The organism is Geomonas terrae (assembly GCF_004791675.1).
Lineage (GTDB): Bacteria > Desulfobacterota > Desulfuromonadia > Geobacterales > Geobacteraceae > Geomonas > Geomonas edaphica.
In genome coordinates this window covers 180,375-202,875 of sequence record NZ_SRSC01000002.1, presented here as the reverse complement: position 1 = coordinate 202,875, position 22,501 = coordinate 180,375, and the positions used below count along the sequence as shown (strand labels likewise).

Here is a 22,501-nt window from a genome sequence, read left to right as displayed (position 1 = left end):
TGCTGCAGGGAGGTAAGCAATCGTGATCGTAGTCAAGCTGATGGGCGGACTTGGAAACCAGATGTTTCAATACGCCGCCGGGCGCGCCCTCGCTCACGCGAACAAGGACGTGCTCAAACTCGACCTGAGCCATTACAGCAACCCTCCGCCTGGGTGTGTCCCGAGAAAATACGAGCTCTACAACTTCAACATAAAGCCAGAGTTCGCCACGGACGAGGAACTGCAGCGCTTCGGCCGTCACGGGTCGCCCAAGCGGCTGCTGACCCGGGTAAAGCAGTTACTAGGCTGCGTGCAGCCCTGCTACCTGACCGATCCGGATATCAAGTTCAACCCACGCTTTAAAAAGGCCACCGGTGACATCTATCTCGACGGTTACTGGCAGTCCACAAAGTACTTCGAGGAGATCGAAGGGACCATCCGCACCGAGTTACAGCCGCTAGGTTCAGGCGACGATCATGTGGCAAGGCTCTGCGAAGAGATAAAGGGAAGCAACTCGGTCTGCATCAACGTGCGGAGAGGGGACTTTCTGAACAACAGCTTTCACGGCTGCCTTGGGATGGACTACTTCGGCGAGGGGCGAAAACTCCTCGATGCGTCGTTAAAAAACACCAGGTACTACGTCTTTTCCGATGACGTCGCATGGTGCAGGGAACAGTTTTCCGGCTCACCCGACACCACGGTGGTCGGGCACGAATACGCGGGGCCCGACTTCATGGACTACTTGTTTCTGATGACGTCGTGCAGGCACTTCATCATCCCCAACAGCAGTTTCGCCTGGTGGGCCGCCTGGCTCTGCTCGCATCCTGAGAAACGGGTCATCGCCCCCCTGCGCTGGTTCAACGATCCGAAGATCGATACCTCCGACCTCGTGCCGGGTTCCTGGCTGCGGATCTAAGCGGCAAACCTGCTACTCCTTCGTCCGGTTCACCGGCACAAAGCCCCTCGCGTCAAACAGAGACGGCGCAAGAGATCGCGGCGTGTTCATCGAGTTTCACCCGCCTCCGTCTCTTGCGCCGCCCCTCCCAGAAGATCAGCGGCACGCTCCCGTGCACCAAGCCTTGCTATCACCCGTTTGCCAAGCCGCACCGAGGGTTTCTCGACCAGGTTGAAAAAGAGGAACCCGGTTAAAAGACACGCCGCGGCAACCAGTGGAAACGTCGCCAGGAACCGGATCTCGACGGCGGCCTGCGCGATGCCGAGGCGGGCCGACCAGGCGGTCATGAAAGGTTCCATGAACCTGAGCACCAGGAAGTGAAAAAGGTAGATGGAGTAGCAGTAGACGCCGAACCTGCGCAGCAGCGCGTTGTTCATCAAGCGGTTCATCGCCGTACCCTCTTGGGAAGATACGAGGATGCAGAAAACGAACATGGCCGCGATCGCCGACAGGTAGGTGGTAAGGAAAACGGGCATGAGGCATAGCGCGGCTACGTCCCAGCGCCAGGCGGCGCTCCCCTTCCCTACCGACAGCGAACCACTGCTCACGATGTAGTGCAGGATGATGCCGAAACCGAAGAAGTACCAGTGGTTTACCGGCGCGAGAAAGGTGAAGTCGTTTCCGTTGGGGATCGGAAAGTGAAAATAGGGAAGCGCGCACCACGCCATCGCCAGGAACATCAAGGCGACGGTGAAGTTCGAAGCACGGCGCAGCGAGGTAAGCCTGCCGAAGATGATCGGCAGCATGAGGTAAAAGGTCTCCTCGACGAACAGGGACCATCCGCCGGGCACGAGTTCGAGACCTTTATCGAACCTCACGAACCCGAAGAGAAAACCGGCGTTCAAAAGTGCGACAGAGAAAGGCTTATCCCCCAGGTGCCGATATATCGCCACGACGATCAGCCACATGGGGAGGATGCGAAACGCCCTGCGCAGGTAGAAATCCCGCCGGGGATTCTCATCGATTTTGAAACGCCGGTAGGACGAGTTGAAAAGGGTGAAAGCGCTCAGGATGAAGAAGAGCTGAACGCCCCTCGCGCCGCTGTTGAAAAACCTCTCGCTCCAAGGCAGGAGAAAGGTCCCATGCCCCTGGTTGCCGCAATACTGGCTCGTGTGCACCATCATGACGAGCAGGATCGCGATGCCGCGCCAGCCGTCGATGTACGAGCGGTAATCGGCCGGTTCGGCGATGGAGGGATTGGCAGCGGCTAGGGTGCCGGCGTTTTCATGCTTCATGGCTGCCTTTCGGGAGCGAAAGCGGTCCCCCCTCCGACCAGGTCGAGATAAAGCCGTTCGTAACTGCCGGCGATGCGCTCCCACGTGAAGCGCTCACGCCACGCGCGGTGCCCGGCGTCCGCAAGCGACGCCCGCAAAGCCGTGTCCCCTGCCAGGTCCTCCAGCATGCGCGCCGAGGGGCCTATCCTCGCCTTGCTGAACCCCTTGCGGGTCTTTCGCGTCGGCAGGATGCGCCCGCCATCGGACCACCTCGCGATCTCGACGGCGTTGCCGACGTCCGTGGACAGAAACGGCGTGCGCGACGCCATGCATTCGAATAGCACGATCGGGGAACACTCTATGTTCGAGGGGAACAGGAAAAGGTCCGCCTGCTGATAGGCCGCGACGGTTTCCTCCCGTGACAGGCTCCGCACCAGTATCCGTTTCCTTTTTCCGGTGAACCGGTGCCACCTGTTCAACCAACGCTCCCGCAGGCGGCAGAGTTCGGTGCACCCTCCCCCGAGATCGTTGGCGATAATCAACAGCGTCGCACCGTCAAGCCGCGCGCGCGAGAAGATCCGCATCGCCTCCGCATGCCCCTTCACGCCGGTGTGCGAGCCGACCATGATCACCAGCAGGTGATCGGAAGGTATTTCGTGCAGTTCGCGCACATCCGCCCCCGGCGTGGAGAGGAACTCGTCTGCGCCGGCTCCGTTTGGGATCAGCATGGTCCGTTCCACCCCGTGTTGCCGCGCGAAATTTATGTCGCGGTAGTCGTCGGAGAGAAAGACGTTCATGTCGTAGCGCTTCATCCAGCCGGGCATTTTGGTGAAGTACTCCTGGTACTGGGGCCAGAAAAGCCCCGAAAAACCGGTAGGGACGAACACCTTCTTTCCACGGATCTGGTCCAGCAGAGGAAACGCGAGATCGGTGGCCCACTGCTGGGCGGCGAAATTGATGACCACGTCGAACTCCCCAGCCAGAAGAAAGCGACGGTAGCTGTCGGGATCCCCGAGGTAGCCGCGCACGTCGTTGCCGGAAACGTCGAATTCGGCGATCCTTACCCCGTTCAGTTCCTGGAAGCTACGCTGCGGCGACTTCGAAGTCGCCACCGTAACGCTGTGGCCAAGCTTCGCCAGACGCTCGGAAAGCTGGCGCACGACCTCCTGCATGCCTCCCACCGACGGGTGGTAGGACTCAACGGTATGTAGGATTCTCAAAGGGCGCATGTGACCTCGGTTAAGGTATGGGCGCGGTCAGCATCAGCTGACGCTATCTCCCTGCGATGTTACGAACCTGCCGGACCATGTTTCGCAACGCGGCCCTCGACTTCAATTTGAAGGCCCTGGATGCGCCGATCCCCAGGCGGTCGTGGGCCAGATACGGGTTGCCGTAACGGTAATAAGGTGGGACGAGCCCGAGGTTCACAAGGTACAGCCATTCCCTGGCGGCGACGGGGAGATGGTCGATGAAGCCGGCATAGGCCTCGACGCTGGTCAAGGTAGTGAGCGAGGAGCCGGCCATCAGGTCGTCACGAACGAGGAAAGCGTTTCCGGAGTAGCAAACGAGTTGATACCCCATCTCCGCCGCAAGCAAGACGAACAACGGCATCGGCTGCCCCACGTTGTCCTTCGCTATCTCCCGATCGATCAACGTATCGCTCTCGGGGCTGTGGCCTGCGTTCACTTCTATGCAGATGACGCGGGGACGCACGTCCAGGGTCTTCAATACGTCGTAGTCATAGCCGTCTATGTCGATGCTGAGGAAATCGAGCTCCTCAATGCCGTACTCTTTCAGTATCGAGCCGAGCGAGTTCACGCCGGTATCCACGAAACGGTTCACGCAGAAGACCGAGTCGTTTCCCTGGTAATTGCGTACCAGGTCCTGGTACCGGCCGGCATCCCCCTCTATCATCAGCGCACGCCACCCGTCGAGGATCAGCCTGCGGCAGTTACTGAAGTGAATGCCGTCCCAGGCACCGAACTCGCAGCAGGTCCTCGATGGGGTGCCGACGGCGCCCAATATCGCTTCAATAATGCCGTCCTCGCCGTTTTGGGTGAAGACGTCCTTCTTGTAATCAAGCAGGTCCCGCATGTTTTCTCCTCTGTAAATACCCGACGGGCGCGGTCTACACGTGACGCCGGAGCATAACCGTTCCGGGGCCAGGCATCCTGCGCACTTCAAGGGGTGTTGCCGCCCCTCGCGGACAAGAACCAGTCCCAGGTCTTCTGCAATCCTTCCTTCAGGTCACCGACCGCCCGCCAGCCGGTTTCGCGTTCCATCTTGGCGCAATCAAGGATGTTTACCTGCACGTCGAAAAGACGAGGCGGCAGCACGTTCACGACCATGTCGAGGCCTGCTGCGGCGGCCATCGGCGCGATGCAGTCGAGGATGTCCCGGTTCGAATAGCCGCGACCGCTGCCGATGTTGTACGCCTCGCCGACGCGACCGTGATCCAGGACGGCCAGCACCCCCTCGGCCAGTTCTGAGACGTGCAGGTAGTCGCGGACGGTACCCGTCGCACCAAAGAGGACGACCTCCTTCCCCTGGACGATGGAGGCCATCGCAGTGGCGATGAACCCTTGGCCGGAAAATGGGCGCTGCCCTTCGCCGTAGGCATTGCCCGGGCGCACGCAGATGACGGGAAGCCCCGCGGTCTGGTGAAACATGGCGGCGTACTTTTCGATGGCGAGCTTGGTTATCCCGTACGGCGAGATGGGAGTGGTGTGATGATCTTCGGCAATCGGGAGGGCGGACGGATTGCCGTAGACGGTCCCCCCGGAGGAGACGAAGACCAACTTCCCCACCCTGCTGTGCGACGCCTTCTCGAACAGCTTCACCGCGGCGGGAAGGTTGGTCATGATATCGAGCACCGGGTCGTCAAAACTCGTCTTCGGCACCGTCGAATAGGCGAGCAGCACGATCTCGTCGGCATCGCCGCAGATCGCGTCGAGGATCTCATCGTCTCCGTAATTGCCGCTAAGGTAGTTGACCCCTTCAGGCAAGGGGGGATCGCACACGGGCTTTCTGCCGACAACGGTGAGGCGCCTTTGGGTCCCGGAGAGCAGTTGAGCGAGGTGTCGGCCGATGAAGCCGGAACCGCCGATCAGGTAGCAGTTTTTCATCTCTTTTTCCTGAAAACATCCAGCACCTTGTGGAGCGCCGGTCTGATGCTGCACTGGTAATAGTTGAGGCAGAGGTTGCGCCAGCGGGTCTTGACCGCTAAGGCAAGCGAACCGGTTTCGTCCCGGCATGAGCCGGCAACCGATTGCGCCGCGCGGTCGAAGACCTTCTTGATCCCCATGAGACTGGGGCGGCCGCTCAGATTTCTGAAGACGCAGTTCACCAGCGCGGCGGTATTGACGACATCGGGGTCAAAGGGGTCCGCGCCGGCAGCAAAGGCGATGTTTTCCGCGCTGATGAGCACCACCTTGTCCATGATCTTCTGCCAGTTCTGCTGCGACATCCCCGAGCCGGTACCGCGGTAGACGTGCAGCACTTCGGGGATGTTGGCCACCTCATAGCTTCTGGCGATCCGGGACCACATCTCGTAATCCTCCGGCGGCTGCCGCGAGGTGTCGGTGCAGTAGAGGCCGACCCGGTCGAAGACCTCGCGCCGAATCATAAGCGAGCTGTGCACGAAAGGGTTGTTGAAGAGCAGCTCGAACTGGAGCGTGGCGTTGTCCGCGGGGTGCAGGTGCTGCTTCCCGGTCTTTTGTTCTTCCTGCCATATCTCGGCCCAGGTGCCGACCATGCCGCAGGCCGGGTGCTCCTCGAGAAAGCGCAGCTGCTTTTTGAAGCGCTCGGGATACGAGATGTCGTCCTGGTCCTGCCGGGCAAGGTACGCTCCGCGCGACAGCGAAATCGCCCTGTTGAGCGTTGCGGCAAGGCCGATGTTCTCCTGCTCGAAATACCTGATACGCGGATCCGTAAAGGAAGCGATGATGTCGGCAGAATCGTCCTTGGAACCGTCGTTGATTATGATCAGTTCGAAATCCGCGCAGGTCTGCTGCAGGATGCTGTTCAGGGCCTCCCTCAGATAACGGCTACCGTTGTAAACCGGCAGCAGTACGCTGATCGCAGGGGTGGTACACATGCTGACTCCTCGTTAGGTTGCCTGGGCTTCCTATAGTTTCCTGAACCAAAAACAGCCGCAACCGTACTTCTGGCGGTCGGCAAGTTCCTTCGAGGCACCCCGAACCAAACCGCCGTCTTCCGGGTTTTCCGGTATGAGGGCGAACTCCGTCAGTTCGAGCCCTTCGAAATACTGCAGGGTCTGCTCATAGGTGTAGATGCGGTGCGCGTTGAACATGATGAGCGCAGTGCCGCCGGTCGGCACCACGTAAAGCAGGTCGCCACCGGGGGCAAGCACCCTTTTAAGCTCCGCGATGGCCTTGAGGTCCCCATCCGGATCGAGCGGGTCTCCGTAACGCCCCAGGCCGACATGTTCCACCACGTGCATGCACGAAATGGAAGAAACGCTCTCATCGGCAAAGGGAAGCCCCAAAAGGTCTGCGGCATCGCATGAAAGTCCATCGAGCCCGAGAGGGGCCGGTCGGTAATCGTAAAACCGGACCGGGAGAAAGGCGGACACGGTAGCGCTGAAGAAAAGACTGGAAGATATGTCTACGTGCGACTCGGGCCTCGTCTGACTCAGGATGCGCGCCGCCCAGGCGAGGTGGTACACGTAGTGCCTGTCGAACGCGGTGGTGACGGTCTTGTCGTTAAGGCACGGGAGCCTCTCCTGCCAGTCCAGTGCAAAACGCCCCTCAGGGCCGGATTGAGACTGGAAGGCGCGGAATTGCTCCTTGTAGGTCCGCTTATCCCTCATAAGGCGGCGGCGTTTGCGTAGACGCTCAATCAGGTTATCGAACAATGGCGGAGCTCCTCAGGCTGCGCAGCCACACCATCGCCCGCACGGACATCGGTACCTGGTAAGGGGCGGCATGGAAACGGAATTCGTCCACGGATCTGACGTCGTAACGTGCGATCAGCTCGCGGATGGCCCTGAACATGGTGCTGCAGACGCGGTGCTTCTCTGCGCTCTTGCAGTAAAGGTACAGCCACTCGAAGAGCACGACCCCCTTATCCCCGGCGCACTCCGTGGTGACCTGGTGGGGCGAGCCGGCCGTGGTGCAGACAAGGGGCTCAGGCAGATGACAAAACCCCGGGTTTCGAAACAGCATCTGCAGGTAAAAGTCGACGTCGACGACCCATTTCAGGTTCGTATCGAAGGGTACGAAGCTCTTTCTTCTGAAGATGGTCGCGCTGGGTGCGCCGATGAAGTTGCCCTGGAAGAGCGCGCCGGGATGGCGACGCAGCTCCCGCAACTGACGAGCGTTGGCCATGTGCAGGTAGACGTTCCCCACAGAAACGTCGTGCACCTCGGCCGAGCTGAAGGCGAAATCGGCGCCGTGATCACCGTCCAGCGCCGCCACATACGCCCCAAGGCTCGTCGCCGAATTGAACCAGTCGTCGTGGTGCAGGATCTTTACGTACTCGCCTTTGGCAAGACGCACGGCCTCGTTCCAGTTGGCGGGCGACCCCATCCTCTCCCGGTTTCTGACGTAAATTACCTTTTCGCCATTTGGGTGCGTGCGCAGCGCCTCCTCGATGGACCGGTCGGGAGAATCGTCGGTGACGATCACCTCGAAGTCGGTGTAGTCCTGTGCGAAAACGGAATCAAGGGTACGCAGCAGGAGGTCCTTCTGGAGATACGCCGGGATGCAGATGGAAACCTTGGGTGCCATGCTCGCCCCGCTCACTGCTGCTCGAACCGGCAGGGAAGCGCGATCCGGCCGTGCGCCGGTTCACGCCCAAGGGAGAGGGAGAGATCCGATGCCTCGACCTCAACGTACTCGCAGTGCTCGACGTAATCGAGCGTGTCGTTTTGGAAGCTGACCGAGACGGTGATCAGGTACTTGTCCTGTACCAGCGGCAGCGATGGAACGCTGCAGGCGACCGTCAAAAGCCCCCCGGCGGTCACGATCTCGTTGTCGGCCCAGGAGGAGACGCAGGTGAGGAGACGCTGTCCGTGCAGCGTGTCGATAGCGAAGCCGACCACGACCGCCTTGCCATTTCGGTACCCTTCCTCTACGGACGCCTCGAGATGGAAGCTCACCGCCGCGCCTGAGGTCACCCGGTTGGTGATCTCTCCCTTTGCATCGCAAAGCCACACCCGGCGCACCCGGATGCCGCCGGAGCCCCCCCTGCGGTTGCAGTTGTCCACGGACACCTCCCTGCCGGAAAGCCCCATGGTGTACCGCGCAACGACCTCATCGATGGGCCCCACACAGACCGCCTGCCCCGCTTCGAGAAGGACCCCTCTGTTGCACAGGGCGGTTACCGCACCCATGTTGTGGCTGACGAACAGCACGGTGCGGTCGTCCCTGGAGACGCTCTCCATCTTGCCGAGGCACTTTTTCTGAAACTGCGCGTCCCCCACCGCCAGCACCTCGTCGACGATGAGGATCTCCGGTTCCAGGTGCGCCGCCACGGCAAAGGCGAGCCTTACGTACATCCCAGAGGAGTACCGCTTCACCGGCGTGTCGAGGAAACGCTCCACCTCGGCAAAATCTACGATCTCGTCGAACTTGCGCGCGATCTCGCTGCGGCTCATGCCGAGGATGGCGCCGTTTAAGAAGATGTTTTCACGCCCGGTGAGCTCCGGGTGAAATCCGGTGCCCACTTCGAGCAGGCTCGCCAGCCTGCCGCGTACCGTCGCGCGCCCGGTGGTCGGTTCGGTGATCCGGCTTAAGATCTTCAGCAGGGTCGATTTCCCGGCGCCGTTGCGGCCGATGATGGCGACCCGCTCCCCACGCCTGATATCAAGGTTCAGGTCGCGCAGCGCCCAGAACTCCTCACGGGGACGCTTGGGCGGCCTGGACGTGGCGAAGGTGGCCCGCCGGACTAGGTCGGTCAGCGTGTCCCGAAGCGTCGGGAAGCGCAGCTGCTCGTCGTGGCTTAAGAGGTACTTCTTGCCGAGATTTTCGATGCCGATCGCTACGGACATAGCTCCCTCAGATGACGTCGGCGAAGCACCGCTCGGTGCGGCGGAAATACCAGACCCCGGTGCAAAGCAGGACGACGGTCACCACGCAGCAAAGCGCGAGGCTCACAGGCTCCGGCGGCGGAGCGGTTCCGGTAACCGACCAGCGGAAACCGTCGATAACCGCAACCATCGGGTTCGCTGCGTAAAGGGGGCGCCAGGCCTGCGGCACGACGCTGCTCGAGAACCCGACCGGCGAGACGAAGAGCCCGAACTGGACCAGGAAAGGGACGATCACGCGGAAATCCCGGTAGGTGACGTTCAGTGCGGCGAAAAGCAGTCCCCCACCAAGGGCGCAGCCAAAGGCAAGCCCTAGAAAAAGTGGCAGCGCGACGATGCGCCATCCCGGCCAGAACTGGTAGAAGGCCATGAGCCCCAGAAGGATCAGGAAGGAGACGAAAAAATCGACGAGTCCGACGATCACCGAGCTTGCCGGAACGATCAGCCTCGGGAAGTAGGTCTTGGCGAGGAGGTTCCCGTTACTTACCAGCGAGTTCGAGCATTCGGTGATGGCGCCGGCGAAAAATTGCCACGGCAGCAGTGCCGCGAAGACCAGGACCGGGTAAGGCGCGCCGTCCGAGGGGAGCTTGGCAAGCTTGCCGAATACGACGGTGAAAACGATCATGGTCATCACCGGTTTAAGAACGCACCAGAGTACCCCGACCACGGTCTGCTTGTAGCGGACGAGCACGTCCCTCCAGGCGAGGAAGAAGAAGAGCTCCCTGTAGGCCCAAAGGTCGCGCCAGTACCTGGCCGTGTTTCTGCCGGCCTCGATGACGATGTCTTGGTTGCGGTCCTTTTCCATAATCCCTGCCACCGGTCAGACACCGGGGAAAAATTTCGACAGACTTTGGGCAAACATCCCGCTGGAGGCGGCGAGGGAGTGCTCGCCGGCGAAACGAAGCCCGGCGCCGCGAAGCCGCGCGGCGAGCCTCGCGTCGGCCAGAAGGCGCTCGAGCCTTGCGACCAGCGCGGGGACGTCGCCTACGGGGGCGACGAGGGCGTCCTCTTCGTCGCGCACGAAGCCGACCGCATCGGTGGTGACCACCGGGCAGCCGCAGGCAAACGCCTCCAGCACCATGAGGGGAAACCCTTCCGAGCGGCTGGGACTCAAAAAGACATCGGCGCTGCTCATGATCTCCCGCAACTGCTTTTCGCCGACCACGCCGAAGTGCCGGCACGGTACGTCGTGCGGCTGCCAGGCGGTCGGTTCTCCGACCATCCAGACCTCGACCCCGCCGGGAAGGCTTTTCGCCAGGCGCTCCACGACGTCCTGCGCCACATCGAACCCTTTGCGACGGTCCGAGCGGGAGAGAAGCAAAATGGCGCGACGCCCCTGCTTACCCTGCACCAGCTCCGCAGAAGGTGCGGGGAAGAAGGCGGTGGTGTCGACGCCGTTCTCGACCAGGGTGCACTCCGCCCCGTAGCGTGCCCGGAAATGCTCCGCCAAACTGCGCGATACGCAGATGCATGGGATGGAGAGCGCACCGAACGCGAACCGGTACAGCCATCTCATGACCAGGTTGCCGGGGAACCCGCAGGAGGTCTCGTTGTCGTCCTGGGCGAAATGGAACACGCGCCCCGGGTTTCTAAGCCCGAGCATGACCGCGGTAGGGACGATGGACGCCACGGCCACGTCCCCCCGCCGCCGCTCAAAAAGCGCACTGGCCAGTGTCCCGAGCTTCCCGGGGAACATCGGTTTCTCAAGCCGGAACGCGTGGTGCAGCGGGAACTTGGTGGCGACTACATTGGAGCGGATGGTGACCTCGTGCCCGGCCTCCGCCAGGTGGCACAGGTGGGCGAGCACCATCTTGTCGCCTCCCCGGTTCAGGACACTATGTGCGAAGTAGACGATCCTCATACCCTTTTAAACAGACCGTCCAGGTCGCGGGGATGCTCCTGCCCGCAGGGCGAAAGCGCCACGAGCTCGAACCCCTGCTCCTTGAGAAAGGCGCCGATACTGAAGAGGTTGCCGGAGCAGTTCCGGAAGACGCTCATCTCCACCAGCACGAACCTGCAGCGGCCAAGGAGTTCCCGCCCCGATCTGAGGACGTCGTACTCGCTTCCTTCGGTATCGATCTTTAAGAGGTCCACCTCCCCTACCCCGAGTTCCGCCGCGATGGCGTCGAGAGTCCTCGCGGCAACGGTATGGCTTGCGCTGTAGACGTCGTCAGGCTCCGGGACGTAGGAACTCAGTTGCGTCGTCTCCTGAGCGACATGAAACACAACGCTTCCTTCCCGGTCGCTCACCGCACAGCAGAGGCAGTCGCCGGGCTCGGGCGCGTTTCTAAGAAGCATCCGGTTGCTTTCCGGGAGCGGTTCCACGCTGACCACGCGGGCCGCTTCCAGGTACTGCCTGGCGAAAAAGGCGAACTGGCCGATGTTGGCGCCGACGTCGATCACGACCGGCCGCGCAGGGAGGTATTCCTTCAGCCGGTAGCTGTCGCAGTACACCCGCTGCAGCGAGGCAAGCCCCAAAGCATCCTCGCAGCAAAACGTCGCCCCGAAGACCGTAGTGCATCTCTGTGCGGGGCCGGTGCTGCGTGCGATCAGGTAATGGCAGTACTTTCGCAGTATCAGCGCGAGCTTTGCGAGGATGGGAAGACCGCGCACGCTGAACAGCAGCCGGCAATCCAGTCTCAACGACCAGGCTAGCATCCGTAATGCCTTCATCGGTAGACGATCCAGGAAACCATCAGCGCCCACGCGACGCTCACGGCGAGAAGCTGCCGATCCTTTAGAAGCGATTCGGTGGGGTCCCCGCCCATGCCGGACTTCACGCGGAAGATGAAGCGCAGCAGCCCGAAACAACAGAGGATGACGGTGTACACAAGGGCATGGCGCGTGATGACGTACATGGTGTAGGTGACGAGGACGGCCGCTCCGGAAAGCACGAGAATCCCGTCCAGAAAGCCTGCGGGGTAAAGTTTCAGCGACCTGCGGTGCGACCCGGCCATGCTCCCAAGCGAGCTGGATTCCCCAAGCCTTTTACCGGTGCTCAGGAAAAGGGAAAGAAGGAATACCGACAGGAAGAGCCAGTCCGATATGACCACGCCGAATACCTCGCCCCCCGCCTGCAGCCGGAGCAAAAAGCCGGAGGAGATGCAAAAGAGGTCGACGACCGGAATATCCTTGAGTTTCAGCGAATACAGGCCAGATATGGCGAGATAGGCGACAAGCAATACGGCGAATCTGGCGGAGATGCCAAACGCGATCCAAAGCGCGGGCACCAGCAGCGAAAGGCAGAGAACGGCTGCAACGACGACCGGCACCCGCCCCGAGGCGATCGGGCGCAGCTTCTTTTTGGGATGGTGGCTGTCGTTCTCGCGGTCGCACAGGTCGTTTAGCACATAGGCGGAACTCGCGGCAAGACAAAAGGCGACGAAAGGCGCCACGCCGCGCAGCAAAAGCTCCGGGTCGAAAAGGTACCCGCCCAGAAACGGGGGGAAAAACAGCATCAGGTTTTTCAGCCACTGTGCGGGTCTGATTATTTTGGTCAGGTCGGAAACTTTCAAGCACGCACCTTACGTGTCGCACCCGCTTTAATAGCGGGCGCCTTTTCGAGTAAAGGACGGGACCGTCTCATATCAGGTGGCCCCGGCCGACAGCCTGTCGAACATCTTCTGGGCGAAGGGGCGATAGTACCCACTGGGAGCCTTTTCGAGGTAGATGCCGAAATATTTCCTGGCCGTCCCAGCCTCCTTGTTGGCAAGGCAGAGTTTGCCGGCGTAGTAGTAGGCGTCGACATAGCCCGGATCCTTCGAGAAGGCAAGGAGATGATACCGGACCGCCTTCCGATACATGCCGGCTACACCCTCTTGGCCGGGGTTGGACATGAGGTTAAGGATCAGATCCTGGTAGATGCCGGTCGGATGCGGCGACAGCGAGGCGGCGCGCAGCATGGCCTCCTCGTATTTCTTCATATCCTTCTTGGCCAGGTACACGCGGGCCAGGTTTTGCCAGACCAGGGGCTCCTCGCTCAGGGAGAGCGACTTTTTCATGTACCGCTCGGCATCGTCGTAACGCTGCTGCTCGTAGGCATAGGCGCCAAGGGCGGAGTGACTCTTCGCAAGTCCCGGTCCCTTTTTCAGCGCGTCCTTCCAAAACGCATCCGGATCGCACCAAAGCGCCACCCGGGCCATGGTAGGTATGGCAAGCAGCATCACGCAAGCAACCGGAACGATGCGCGGCAGGCGCTTCAGCCTTGAAAGTGCCAGTGCAACAAGGAGCGAGAACCCGACCATCGGCAGGTAAAGGTAACGCTCGCCGAAAGGGGTCCACGGGATCCTTCCAAGGTAGGCGAGCACGGCAGGAACTATCCCGATGAAGACGATAAGCAGCGGCAGCAGGGTGTCCCGGCGGTGACGGTACAACAGATACGCGGCCGCAAGACACCCGGCGACGAGAGCCATGTACGCCACAGGGCGGTCGTAGCGCAGGATGGTGAAATTAAGCGGAAAAGGAAAGACGAGCTTTTGCAGGTAAAAGCCGAAAGCGCCGACACCGTCCAAAAGCGGCGGCGTGGTAGCGCTACCGTTGGCGACGGCGCCCGTCACCACGCTCTTCACCCCCTTGTCGACGGAAAGGGTCCTGCCGAACCGCAAGAAAAGGTAGATGCCGGTAGTGGCGATAACCGGCACCGCAAGCAGCACCGCATCCTTCAAGCGTTCGCGCTTGGCCTGCAAAACCAGGTACAAAGGGGCAATCGCCGCCATGGAGATGGAAGCCTCCTTGGCGCATAGGGAAGCCAGGTAGGCAACCCCCACCAGGAACATGGACCGCACCGTCGCCTGTTCCCGCACCTTCACCAGCAAAACCACAGCGAGAAGAAAGAAAAAGGTGCAAAGAAGGTCGGGACGCGCCGATACCCAGGAGGCGGCCTCGCTGTTCAGCGGGGAAACCAGAAAGAAGAGCGCTGCCAGAAAGGCGACCAAGTTCACGTCGTCGCGCCTCGCGAACAGCACGAGCGCAAGCCAGTAAACGAGCAGGGCGTTCGCGATGTGGATGACGACGTTCACCAGGTGAAAGTAGAAAGGATCGGTCCCGGCAAACGAGGCGTTGGCGTAGTAGGAGATGACGGCAAGCGGCCGGTAGTACTCGCTGGCTCCGGAAAAAAAGAGCCCGCCAAGCGTGTAGCTGTTGCTGGTTATGTTTTGCACCATCCCCACGTCGTCGATCGCGAGAAAACCTGCCTGGGTGGCGCAGAGATAGGTCAGGGCGCCGACAAGAACCAGTATGCAGATTTCAAGAAGATGCGGTCTCATTCACCGCCCTTTGAGCCGCCACTGGACTTGATCAGCTCGACGAAGATCTGTTCGAGGGTCCTTCTTTCCGGCTCTACGGAGAGCAGTTCGCCGTGATGCGAAACCTTTGCGATGACCGCCTCGAGGTTTTGCTTCGGCACGGAGAGTCGGACGGTCTCTCCTTCCCGCGCTTCGCTGAGGACTAAGCCGGGCTCCATGGCAGCTGCCGCGGCATCGTTTCGCACCACCACCTCGTAGGTGTTGTAGCTCTGGTCGACGACGGTCTTTACGGAGCCGTGGTAACGGACGCTTCCCCCAACGAGCAAGAGCACATCATCGCAGATGCGCTCCACGTCGTTGATGATGTGGGTGCTGAAAAAAACGGTCTTCCCGCGCCGCTTCAGTTGCTGGATGATGTCGGCTACCAGAACCCTGCCGAGCGGGTCGAGCCCGGACATCGGCTCGTCGAGGATGTACAGGTCGGGGTCATGCACCAGCGTCTGCCCAAGGCCGATACGCTGCACCATCCCCTTCGAAAGGCTGCGGATGGGGCGATCGGCGGCGGCGGTGAGACCCACCTGCTCCAGCACCTCGTCGACGCGGTCGGCACGCGCCGCCGCAGGGGTATCGTAGTGGCATGCCACGAACTCGAGGAGCTCCCGCGGCGTCAGGTAATCGTAGTAGGCGGGGTTCTCGGCGAGATAGCCGACCCGTTTGCGGGCGGCAGGCTCGAACGAGTTCTGGCCGTAAAAAAAGGTGTTCCCCGAGTCCGGGCGCAGCAGCCCCATGAGGATCTTTATCGTGGTGCTTTTGCCTGCACCGTTCGGACCGATGAACCCGAAAGCACTCCCCTCAGCAACGGAGAAGGAGACGTCGTTCAGGGCGCAAACCTTCTTGGTGAGTTTCTTGGTAAAAGTCTTGCCGATGGAACGTACATCAATGGCGGTCATTCTTTGCTCCCTGTAAGGCCATTTTACTCGAGGTCTTGACACGACCGTCGCTGCGGTCGTAGTAGAAGCGCCCCCCGTACGGATCAGGCGGAATCCCTTTGAGGATCCCCGCGGTTACCAGTTCATCCAGTTCGGCGGGTCTGCGTCCGGTCTTCTGTTCGAACTTACGGACCGCACCCTCCAGGAACTGGATGCTTTCCAAGGTGGAGATGCGCACAAGGATCGACTTGCGCAGTTTCTGGTCGAAGGTTCCCTCGTAGACCACCTTGAGATATTGGATGGCTTGCTCGGTCTTGTCAGCCTCGTAGTACAGGCGGCCGACATAGGTGGGGAGGAAGGTCATGCGAGGGTTCAGCTTCGCCGCCTGCGACATGTACTGCGCGGCCCCCTGGGGGTCGTTGAGGAAATAAGCATGATTGAAACCGAGGAAAAAGGGAAGGTAGAAATCCCAGTTCCGTCGCTTGAATCCCCTCTCCAGCATCACGTTCATGTCCTTGACAAGCCCCCCCTCCCAGACCAGGATTGCCTGCCCGAGGTAGTAGGCGTCGATGTTGAAGGCGTTGAGGCGCGTCGCGTAGTCGATGTACCTCCCCATCATGATGTAGTCTGGGCGCTGCCCCGGCGTCTCGATGATGGTCCCGTAATAGAACGCTGCGTCGTAAAAGAGCAGCTCGGACAACAGGTATCGGTATTCGAGGGACGAGAAGTAGGTGACTTCGAAGGAGGGGTTGTAGCCCAGCTTCTCCGGGGAGGGTGCGTCGTTGCGCGCAGCGGTGAGCCACGGCAGGGTCGACATCAACAGCAGACCGGCACACAGGCAGAGCAGGCGTTTCATACGAAATCTCTGCGGCTGAAAGCGAAGGACGCAAGCACGAGCATGACGACAATGTAGCCGGTCCCGTAAAGCAAAGCCAAAAGCATGATCTTCGGGTCAACGGGCAGCGCGTAAATCATCTGCACCTTGAAATCGAAGGGAGAGAGGTTCGGGCAGATGTAATAAAGCCACTGAACCACCACCTTGAGCGCCGGCGAAATATGCTTGGCTCCTTCAGCCGACTCCACGTACAGTTTCACCTTCTCGGTAGTAAGACCGATGGCGTAGACGGCAACGGTCAACACCTGGGGAAGAAAGGCGGAAGTGGCGATCGAGGCGAAGAAGATGAGCACCGCGGCGAGCACGAGCAGTTTCTCCAGATCGAAGAAAAGGTAGACGAGGTAGTTTCCCCAGGCGAGCGGTTTGTCAGGCGGATACATGGACGCCATGAGCGCAAGGGCCCCGAGGTTCACGACGCCAAGAGCGGCCATGGAGTAACCGAGCAGTTGAGCCAGTCCAAGGTATTTTTCGAGCAGGTAGCGCGTCCGCGAGACAGGAAGGGTGACTGCGGAATATATCGAACGGCTTTGGATGTCGCGCGGGATCAGGGTGCCGCCGATGAAGATGACCAGCAGCACGCCGAAAGCCGAGACAAGCGACAGCCCGTAAGTGGTGGCCGCACCGGTCACATCGCGCATGGAAAACGAGCCGAAGACAGGCATGGTGCAGACGAGAAGCAGCGAGACGATGCCGAGCCCTAGCAGAAACTTGTCGCGCATGCCCCCTTTGAAGGTGGCAGCCGCGATGGGAAATCTTTGCTGCATGATGCAGGCGCTCCGTTTTGAAGAGGGGGAATAAAAAAAATGGGGCACGCCAGCATGCCCCATTTCGTGTCTGCAATTGAAGCGGAGGTTACATCGGGGCGTAGCCGGCGGCTGCGTTGGTGAACACGGTCTCGCCTGCGTTCAGACTGCTGACCTCGGTAGCGGTAAAGTAGGTCGTGAGGCTGTGACCCATGTAATCGCTGTTGATCAGCTTGTAGATCGCGGTGGACAGGTTCGAGGTCGCGTAGATGATGTCGCCGGATTCGTGCTTGGCGGCGATTACGTACTTCTGCGGACCGGTGATGCCGTCGTTTTTGTAACCGACCACAACCTTGGCGGAAGTCTTGAAGTTGATGCCGTCAATGGTGCTGATGTCCTGGAAGGAAGAAGTGCCAGGGCCAGCGAAGGAAACCGCCGCCGTCGCGGCGATGGCGGAGACAGTTAAAGCTATTTTTTTCAACATAAAATCTCTCCTTTTAGATTAAGCTGCGCTTGTCGTTGCGGGTTCAGCCACCAATCAGGGATACTTCTGGTTGTCGGCGTAGTACGCCTCGAGCGCCGTCTTGACGTTTTTAAGGTCGCTGGCGGCCGCCGTGTTGTACGACTTGACGCGGTAGGTCGAGAACTGCGGAATGGCGATCGCGGCCAGGATGCCGATGATCGCAACGACGATCAACAGCTCGATCAGGGTGAAGCCCTTTTTGCTCCTGAGTGTTCTTAACATCTGTTTCTCCTTTTCGTGGTGGATTGCCGACTAATGATCTTGGTATTGCTAGGACGTTAGCCGTATAACGGTTAGCAAATTACGGGCCAGGACCGGGATCACTGCAAAACTGCGAATATCCTTGTTTCAAGCATAACCTCCCTGCCTATCAGAACTGCCGCAAAACGTCACAGCGACAATTTTGGACGACAAAAGTGACTATTTTTGTCACTACGGATACCTGACGTTGTCCTGATAATAGGATTCCAGGTGCACCTTAAGGGAAGTGACATCAGCGACGGCGCTGCTGTTGTAAGCTTTGACACGGTAAGCACTGAAGCTGGGAATCGCTATGGCAGCAAGGATGCCGATAACCGCGACCACGATGAGGAGCTCGATCAGGGTGAAGCCTCTGCGATCTATCCGAACCTGAACCATGACAATCCCCCCCGGGTTAAGTTGCATCTTGGTCTTCATCTTCCATGCCGAACTTCGCAAGTCTGTACCGGAAAGACCTGAAGGTCATGCCAAGAAGCACCGCGGCCCTCTTTTTGACCCCGCCGCTTTTCTCCAGGGCCTGCACCAAAAGCTTCCGTTCCAGTGTGTCGAGAAAGGCCTGAAGGTCCATACCCTCATCGGGAATTTCCATTTCGCTGCAGGGACGCGCGGCAATGCGTTGTTCGCGCACGCTTTGAGGGAGACAATCGAGGTTGATGACGCGGCTCCCGAGCACCACGCAGCGCTCCACAAGGTTCTCAAGCTCCCTCACGTTGCCCGGGAACTGGTAATTGAAGAGCGCGTGCAGCGCCTCCGGCGTGATGATCTCCCCGGAGCCGGACCAGATCGCGTATTTCTTATAGAAATGCTCCACCAGGGCGGGGATGTCCTCCCCCCTCTCCTTGAGCGAGGGCATCCGAATCTGCACCACGTTGAGGCGGTAGAAGAGGTCCTCACGGAAGGTACCTTCACGAACCTGTTCCTCGAGGTTACGGTTCGAGGCGGCCACGATGCGGACATCTGCCTTCAGCGAGACGCCCCCCCCCACGCGCCGGAATTCACGTTCCTGAAGCACGCGCAGCAATTTCGCCTGGAGCAGCAGCGGGAGCTCTCCTATCTCGTCGAGAAAAAGGGTCCCCCCCTCGGCCTGCTCGAACAGACCGGGGCGGTCCGCAAAGGCGCCGGTGAAAGCCCCCTTGGCATGTCCGAAGAGTTCGCTCTCGATGAGGGTGTCGGGTATGGCACCACAGTTGACCGCTACAAAGGGAGCATTTTTGCGCGGGCTGTTGTAATGGATCGCCTTGGCCGCGAGCTCCTTGCCGGTTCCGCTCTCCCCCGAGATCAGCACGTTCGCGGTCGAGTGTGACACCTTGGCGATCAGGTCGTAGACCTCGCGCATGAGCTTGCTCTTGCCGATCAAGCCGCTAAAACCGAAGCGTTCCTGCACCTCGGCCTTCAGACGCTTGTTCTCCTGCACGAGGCTCCGTTTCTCCAGGGCCTTGCGCACAAGCACCTTCACCTCTTCTACCTTGAAAGGCTTTCCAATGTAGTCATAGGCGCCAAGCTTCATCGCCTCCACCGCCTGCTCGGCCGTGGTGAACGCGGTGATCATCAGGACCGCGGTGTCGGGAGAGTCCGTTTTGATCCGCCCGAGAAGCTCGATCCCGCCGAGTCCGGGCATGCTGACATCGGAGATCACCAGGTCGTAGTATTCCTGGGCCATGCGGGAAAGCGCGTCCTCTGCGCTCTCCGCCTGGTCCACCAGGTACCCTTCGCCATCGAGCAGTATGGCGAGAAATTCCCGCATGCTCAGTTCATCATCAACAACCAAAACCCTGGCGCGCATTTCCACAAAACCTCACTTGCTTTCCATCCGGAACGTTCCGACGGCAGCGCCGCCTCAAATCACCCTGCCTTACGAAGGGAAGTGCAGGGTGACCGTGGTTCCCTTCCCCTGCGTGCTGTTGACGGTCATCCTCCCGCCGTTGGTCTCCACGATGCGGTAGACCGTGGCGAGCCCCAGTCCGGTCCCCCCCTTCTTCGTGGTGAAGAAGGGTTCGAAGACGCGTTTCACGTCTTCTGGGTTCATCCCCGTCCCGTTGTCCCGAACCCTGATGCAAACCTCGCTGCGACCGCCGTTCTCCCTGGTTACGCCGCCTGAGATCCAGATCTGCCCCTCCCCGCTCATCGCCTCAGCGCTGTTCACGAGGAGGTTCCAGAAAACCTGGGAGCATTGGTCCTTGTCGAACTGCACCACGAGATCATCAGGGACCTGGTTGTCGATTTCTACACGCTCCAGACGCGGATCGGTGGCCAGCAGCGCACAGAGATCGACGATCACCCTGCGCAGTTGCAGCTTCACCTTGGTGGGCTGGTTCGGCTTCGCGTAGAAGAGGAAATCCCGCAAAAGGCCGTCAAGCCGGTCGGTCTCCCTTACGATGATGGAGAAAAGCCGCTGGTCCTTTTCGTCGACCCAGGGCCTCAATGAAACCAGTTGCACGGAGCCGCTGATGGCGGCGAGCGGGTTGCGGATCTCGTGCGCCATGCGCGCGGAGAGCTCGCCCAGTGCGGCCAGTCGGTCCGCCCTTTTCAGCTCGGAAGCCATACGTTTCATCTCGGTCAGGTCGTGCAGGTCGAACAGGGCCCCGACCGTCCCCCCTTCCTTGTCGAGCAGGGGCACCGACTTGAACGACAAAAGCAGTTCCCTGCCGTCGGTCGCACCGTGGCGGAACTCGCCCTGCCCCGGTTCGAAAAAGGAGGACTCGAAGCCGGCAATCCCTGGGAGCACTTCCGCCAGCGGCCGGTCGTAGGCGTCGGTTTGAGAGACGCCGGTGAGCAGTTCGGCGAAGCGGTTGAACACGCGGATCCGGCCTGCGGTGTTGATGGTCAGCAGCCCGCTGTCGATCGTGGAAACTATGGAGGTATTAAGCCGCTCCAGCTCCTCGTAATCGATCGCCTTTTCCTTCAGCGCGCTCTCGGAGACACGGGCCCGTTCCGCCATGTGCCCGGCTAGTACGGCGGTCAGAAAAAAGGAAGCCCCGTGCAGAAAGATGAGGTAGAAGAGGTACCCCGCCCCCCACTGCTGCGCGGGAGCCGAATCGAGCCCGAGTGGGGCAAGTTTGTCGTAGTACTGAAAGTCGAGAATGGCGCCGTAGAGGATCACGCAAAGCGACGCAGTGTAGTACGCCTGCGAGCGCGCCAAAAGAGCGCTCGCGCTGATGATGGAAAGGAAATAGAGAAAAGCGTAGTGCGAAGTAACCCCGCCCGAGACGAGGATCAGCACGGTGACGAGGATCAGGTCCCAGACGATCTGGAGGTATGCCAGGGTGCGCACATGGCGCGGAGTCGCGGGACGGAGCGCGACGAGCGATAAAAGGGAGAAGAGGTAGGTGGCGCCGATCAGGCGCAATAGCACCTTCCCGGCCACTTTACCGCCCACGTCGTAGGTGTGTACGTCAAGATAAATGGTGGTGACCAGGAATACGGTCACCACCAGCAGTCTGAGCAGTATGAACCAGAAAACCTTCTTTTTTTCGATCATCCAACTAACCGCTGACGGCGCCGGCGAGTTTGAAAATCGGCAGGTACATGGCGACGACCAGGCCGCCGACCGTGGTGCCGAGGAAGACCATCAGCAGAGGTTCCATCATGGAGGTGAGGGCCCCGACGGCGTCGTCCACCTCGTCGTCGTAGAAGTCGGCGATCTTGTTCAGCATGGCGTCCATGGCGCCGGTCGCCTCACCCACCGAGATCATCTGCACGACCATGGGGGGAAAGACGCCGCACTCGGCGAGAGGCTCGGCGATGGTCTTACCTTCGGAAATGGACTGGCGCACCTTGTAGATTGCCTCTTCCACGACCTTGTTCCCCGCGGTCTTCGCGACGATCTCGAGGCCGTCCATGATGGGCACGCCGGAGCTGATCATGGTCCCCAGGGTACGGGTGAACTTGGCAACGGACACCTTGCGGATGAGCGGCCCGGCAATGGGGGCCTTGAGGGCGAAGGCGTCCAGCACCTTGCGGCCGTTGGGGGTGTCGTAGTACTTGCCGATGGCGTACTTGATGCCGAACATGATGGCGATGATCACCACGATGTACTTGACCAGGAAGTTTGAAAGCGCGATGACGAACTTGGTCGGCGCCGGCAGATCCCCACCGAAGTCGGCGAACATCTTCGCGAAGGTCGGGATGACGAAGATGAGGATGACGCCAACGACGATGACGGCGATGGAGAGGATGGTGATCGGATACACCATGGCCCCCTTCACCTGCTTCTTGAGTTTCATCGCCTTTTCGATGTAGGCGGCCAGACGGGCGAGGATGGTGTCGAGGATACCGCCAACCTCACCTGCGGCGACCAGGTTCACGTAGAGCTGATCGAAGGCCTTGGGGTGTCTGGCGAGCGCATCGGCGAAGGTGGAGCCGCTCTCCACGCTTTCCTTCACCTTGACGAGGATATCCTTGAAGGTCTTGTTTTCCTGCTGGCTGGAGAGGATGTCGAGACACTGCACGAGTGGCAGGCCGGAGTCGATCATGGTGGCGAACTGCCTGGTGAAGACCACGAGGTCCTTGGTCTCGATCTTCTTCGGACCGCCGAGCCCCGGGATCTTGAGCTCCATGGAGAGTCCCTTGCCCGCCTCCTTCACTGTGATGCCGGTGAAACCGTATCTTTTAAGCTGCGCCTCGACCATGGATGCGCTGGCGGCTTCCATGACGCCCTTCTGGACGCTTCCCGCCTTGCTTCTTGCTTCCCAATCGAATTTTGCCATCGGTG

Annotated in this window: 23 protein-coding genes; 1 reads left to right on the top strand and 22 read right to left on the bottom strand. The window is 60.3% G+C overall.

All coding sequences use genetic code 11. The features are described from left to right. Nucleotides 1-22: 22 nt before the first annotated feature. Entirely contained in the window at nt 23-895 is an 873-nt protein-coding gene (locus E4633_RS08200; RefSeq protein ID WP_135869769.1) for an alpha-1,2-fucosyltransferase, read from the top strand. 86 nt (nt 896-981) lie between these two features. Here the strand turns inward: E4633_RS08200 and E4633_RS08195 are convergent, their stop codons facing one another. The 22 genes from E4633_RS08195 to E4633_RS08090 all read right to left on the bottom strand — a co-directional run bounded on the left by E4633_RS08195 (nt 982) and on the right by E4633_RS08090 (nt 22,496). Continuing rightward, nucleotides 982-2,169, bottom strand: a complete 1,188-nt coding sequence (locus E4633_RS08195) for an acyltransferase family protein (RefSeq protein WP_135869768.1) — start codon at nt 2,167-2,169, stop codon at nt 982-984. Next, nucleotides 2,166-3,377 carry a glycosyltransferase family 4 protein gene (locus tag E4633_RS08190; protein ID WP_135869767.1) on the bottom strand — a complete coding sequence of 404 codons (1,212 nt, stop codon included), beginning with the start codon at nt 3,375-3,377 and terminating at the stop codon, nt 2,166-2,168. Before E4633_RS08190 ends, E4633_RS08195 begins: the two co-directional genes overlap by 4 nt. Nucleotides 3,378-3,420: 43 nt before the next feature. Continuing rightward, complete coding sequence (locus E4633_RS08185) at nt 3,421-4,242, bottom strand: FkbM family methyltransferase (RefSeq protein WP_135869766.1); 822 nt, start codon at nt 4,240-4,242, stop codon at nt 3,421-3,423. Nucleotides 4,243-4,328: 86 nt separating this feature from the next. Continuing rightward, on the bottom strand, nt 4,329-5,273 hold the full coding sequence (locus E4633_RS08180; protein WP_135869765.1) for an NAD-dependent epimerase/dehydratase family protein: 945 nt from the start codon (nt 5,271-5,273) through the stop codon (nt 4,329-4,331). Then, nucleotides 5,270-6,244: a glycosyltransferase family 2 protein gene (locus E4633_RS08175; protein WP_135869764.1), complete on the bottom strand. Its 975-nt coding sequence runs from the start codon at nt 6,242-6,244 to the stop codon at nt 5,270-5,272. The genes E4633_RS08180 and E4633_RS08175 overlap by 4 nt, the downstream gene beginning before the upstream one ends. Nucleotides 6,245-6,274: 30 nt before the next feature. After that, complete coding sequence (locus E4633_RS08170) at nt 6,275-7,024, bottom strand: DUF268 domain-containing protein (RefSeq protein ID WP_246037979.1); 750 nt, start codon at nt 7,022-7,024, stop codon at nt 6,275-6,277. Beyond that, nucleotides 7,014-7,898 carry a glycosyltransferase family 2 protein gene (locus E4633_RS08165; RefSeq protein WP_135869763.1) on the bottom strand — a complete coding sequence of 295 codons (885 nt, stop codon included), beginning with the start codon at nt 7,896-7,898 and terminating at the stop codon, nt 7,014-7,016. Before E4633_RS08165 ends, E4633_RS08170 begins: the two co-directional genes overlap by 11 nt. A gap of 11 nt (nt 7,899-7,909) precedes the next feature. Then, nucleotides 7,910-9,160 (bottom strand): ABC transporter ATP-binding protein, encoded by a 1,251-nt coding sequence (locus tag E4633_RS08160; RefSeq protein ID WP_135869762.1) that lies wholly within the window; start codon nt 9,158-9,160, stop codon nt 7,910-7,912. 7 nt (nt 9,161-9,167) lie between these two features. Further along, nucleotides 9,168-10,001 (bottom strand): ABC transporter permease, encoded by an 834-nt coding sequence (locus E4633_RS08155; protein ID WP_135869761.1) that lies wholly within the window; start codon nt 9,999-10,001, stop codon nt 9,168-9,170. A 15-nt stretch (nt 10,002-10,016) separates the two neighbouring features. After that, on the bottom strand, nt 10,017-11,057 hold the full coding sequence (locus E4633_RS08150; protein WP_135869760.1) for a glycosyltransferase family 4 protein: 1,041 nt from the start codon (nt 11,055-11,057) through the stop codon (nt 10,017-10,019). Then, nucleotides 11,054-11,869: an FkbM family methyltransferase gene (locus tag E4633_RS08145; protein ID WP_135869759.1), complete on the bottom strand. Its 816-nt coding sequence runs from the start codon at nt 11,867-11,869 to the stop codon at nt 11,054-11,056. Before E4633_RS08145 ends, E4633_RS08150 begins: the two co-directional genes overlap by 4 nt. Next, nucleotides 11,866-12,711 carry a decaprenyl-phosphate phosphoribosyltransferase gene (locus E4633_RS08140; RefSeq protein WP_246037978.1) on the bottom strand — a complete coding sequence of 282 codons (846 nt, stop codon included), beginning with the start codon at nt 12,709-12,711 and terminating at the stop codon, nt 11,866-11,868. The genes E4633_RS08145 and E4633_RS08140 overlap by 4 nt, the downstream gene beginning before the upstream one ends. A gap of 72 nt (nt 12,712-12,783) precedes the next feature. After that, nucleotides 12,784-14,460, bottom strand: coding sequence for a hypothetical protein (locus E4633_RS08135; protein ID WP_135869758.1), 1,677 nt, complete (start codon nt 14,458-14,460; stop codon nt 12,784-12,786). Then, nucleotides 14,457-15,389: an ABC transporter ATP-binding protein gene (locus tag E4633_RS08130; protein WP_135869757.1), complete on the bottom strand. Its 933-nt coding sequence runs from the start codon at nt 15,387-15,389 to the stop codon at nt 14,457-14,459. The genes E4633_RS08135 and E4633_RS08130 overlap by 4 nt, the downstream gene beginning before the upstream one ends. After that, the gene (locus tag E4633_RS08125; protein WP_135869756.1) at nt 15,376-16,224 is read right to left on the bottom strand and encodes a tetratricopeptide repeat protein; all 849 of its coding nucleotides are present in this window, start codon (nt 16,222-16,224) and stop codon (nt 15,376-15,378) included. Before E4633_RS08125 ends, E4633_RS08130 begins: the two co-directional genes overlap by 14 nt. After that, entirely contained in the window at nt 16,221-17,027 is an 807-nt protein-coding gene (locus tag E4633_RS08120; RefSeq protein ID WP_162604959.1) for an ABC transporter permease, read from the bottom strand. The genes E4633_RS08125 and E4633_RS08120 overlap by 4 nt, the downstream gene beginning before the upstream one ends. An 88-nt stretch (nt 17,028-17,115) precedes the next feature. Then, nucleotides 17,116-17,490 carry a hypothetical protein gene (locus E4633_RS08115; protein WP_135869754.1) on the bottom strand — a complete coding sequence of 125 codons (375 nt, stop codon included), beginning with the start codon at nt 17,488-17,490 and terminating at the stop codon, nt 17,116-17,118. A 54-nt stretch (nt 17,491-17,544) separates the two neighbouring features. Then, nucleotides 17,545-17,751 carry a type IV pilin protein gene (locus E4633_RS08110; RefSeq protein WP_129126162.1) on the bottom strand — a complete coding sequence of 69 codons (207 nt, stop codon included), beginning with the start codon at nt 17,749-17,751 and terminating at the stop codon, nt 17,545-17,547. Between the two features lie 210 nt (nt 17,752-17,961). Next, nucleotides 17,962-18,168 carry a type IV pilin protein gene (locus E4633_RS08105; protein ID WP_135869753.1) on the bottom strand — a complete coding sequence of 69 codons (207 nt, stop codon included), beginning with the start codon at nt 18,166-18,168 and terminating at the stop codon, nt 17,962-17,964. 16 nt (nt 18,169-18,184) lie between these two features. Continuing rightward, complete coding sequence (locus E4633_RS08100; RefSeq protein WP_135869752.1) at nt 18,185-19,573, bottom strand: sigma-54-dependent transcriptional regulator; 1,389 nt, start codon at nt 19,571-19,573, stop codon at nt 18,185-18,187. 69 nt (nt 19,574-19,642) lie between these two features. Beyond that, nucleotides 19,643-21,268, bottom strand: coding sequence for a two-component system sensor histidine kinase NtrB (locus E4633_RS08095; protein ID WP_135869751.1), 1,626 nt, complete (start codon nt 21,266-21,268; stop codon nt 19,643-19,645). Nucleotides 21,269-21,272: 4 nt separating this feature from the next. Then, complete coding sequence (locus E4633_RS08090; protein WP_135869750.1) at nt 21,273-22,496, bottom strand: type II secretion system F family protein; 1,224 nt, start codon at nt 22,494-22,496, stop codon at nt 21,273-21,275. Nucleotides 22,497-22,501 lie beyond the last annotated feature (5 nt).

Coding starts and splice junctions, on each gene's coding strand:
- E4633_RS08195 (WP_135869768.1), bottom strand. CDS start 2,169: ATGAAGCATGAAAACGCCGGCACCCTAGCCGCTGCCAATCCCTCCATC.
- E4633_RS08190 (WP_135869767.1), bottom strand. CDS start 3,377: ATGCGCCCTTTGAGAATCCTACATACCGTTGAGTCCTACCACCCGTCG.
- E4633_RS08185 (WP_135869766.1), bottom strand. CDS start 4,242: ATGCGGGACCTGCTTGATTACAAGAAGGACGTCTTCACCCAAAACGGC.
- E4633_RS08180 (WP_135869765.1), bottom strand. CDS start 5,273: ATGAAAAACTGCTACCTGATCGGCGGTTCCGGCTTCATCGGCCGACAC.
- E4633_RS08175 (WP_135869764.1), bottom strand. CDS start 6,244: ATGTGTACCACCCCTGCGATCAGCGTACTGCTGCCGGTTTACAACGGT.
- E4633_RS08165 (WP_135869763.1), bottom strand. CDS start 7,898: ATGGCACCCAAGGTTTCCATCTGCATCCCGGCGTATCTCCAGAAGGAC.
- E4633_RS08160 (WP_135869762.1), bottom strand. CDS start 9,160: ATGTCCGTAGCGATCGGCATCGAAAATCTCGGCAAGAAGTACCTCTTA.
- E4633_RS08155 (WP_135869761.1), bottom strand. CDS start 10,001: ATGGAAAAGGACCGCAACCAAGACATCGTCATCGAGGCCGGCAGAAAC.
- E4633_RS08150 (WP_135869760.1), bottom strand. CDS start 11,057: ATGAGGATCGTCTACTTCGCACATAGTGTCCTGAACCGGGGAGGCGAC.
- E4633_RS08145 (WP_135869759.1), bottom strand. CDS start 11,869: ATGAAGGCATTACGGATGCTAGCCTGGTCGTTGAGACTGGATTGCCGG.
- E4633_RS08135 (WP_135869758.1), bottom strand. CDS start 14,460: ATGAGACCGCATCTTCTTGAAATCTGCATACTGGTTCTTGTCGGCGCC.
- E4633_RS08130 (WP_135869757.1), bottom strand. CDS start 15,389: ATGACCGCCATTGATGTACGTTCCATCGGCAAGACTTTTACCAAGAAA.
- E4633_RS08125 (WP_135869756.1), bottom strand. CDS start 16,224: ATGAAACGCCTGCTCTGCCTGTGTGCCGGTCTGCTGTTGATGTCGACC.
- E4633_RS08120 (WP_162604959.1), bottom strand. CDS start 17,027: ATGCAGCAAAGATTTCCCATCGCGGCTGCCACCTTCAAAGGGGGCATG.
- E4633_RS08115 (WP_135869754.1), bottom strand. CDS start 17,490: ATGTTGAAAAAAATAGCTTTAACTGTCTCCGCCATCGCCGCGACGGCG.
- E4633_RS08110 (WP_129126162.1), bottom strand. CDS start 17,751: ATGTTAAGAACACTCAGGAGCAAAAAGGGCTTCACCCTGATCGAGCTG.
- E4633_RS08105 (WP_135869753.1), bottom strand. CDS start 18,168: ATGGTTCAGGTTCGGATAGATCGCAGAGGCTTCACCCTGATCGAGCTC.
- E4633_RS08100 (WP_135869752.1), bottom strand. CDS start 19,573: ATGCGCGCCAGGGTTTTGGTTGTTGATGATGAACTGAGCATGCGGGAA.
- E4633_RS08095 (WP_135869751.1), bottom strand. CDS start 21,268: ATGATCGAAAAAAAGAAGGTTTTCTGGTTCATACTGCTCAGACTGCTG.
- E4633_RS08090 (WP_135869750.1), bottom strand. CDS start 22,496: ATGGCAAAATTCGATTGGGAAGCAAGAAGCAAGGCGGGAAGCGTCCAG.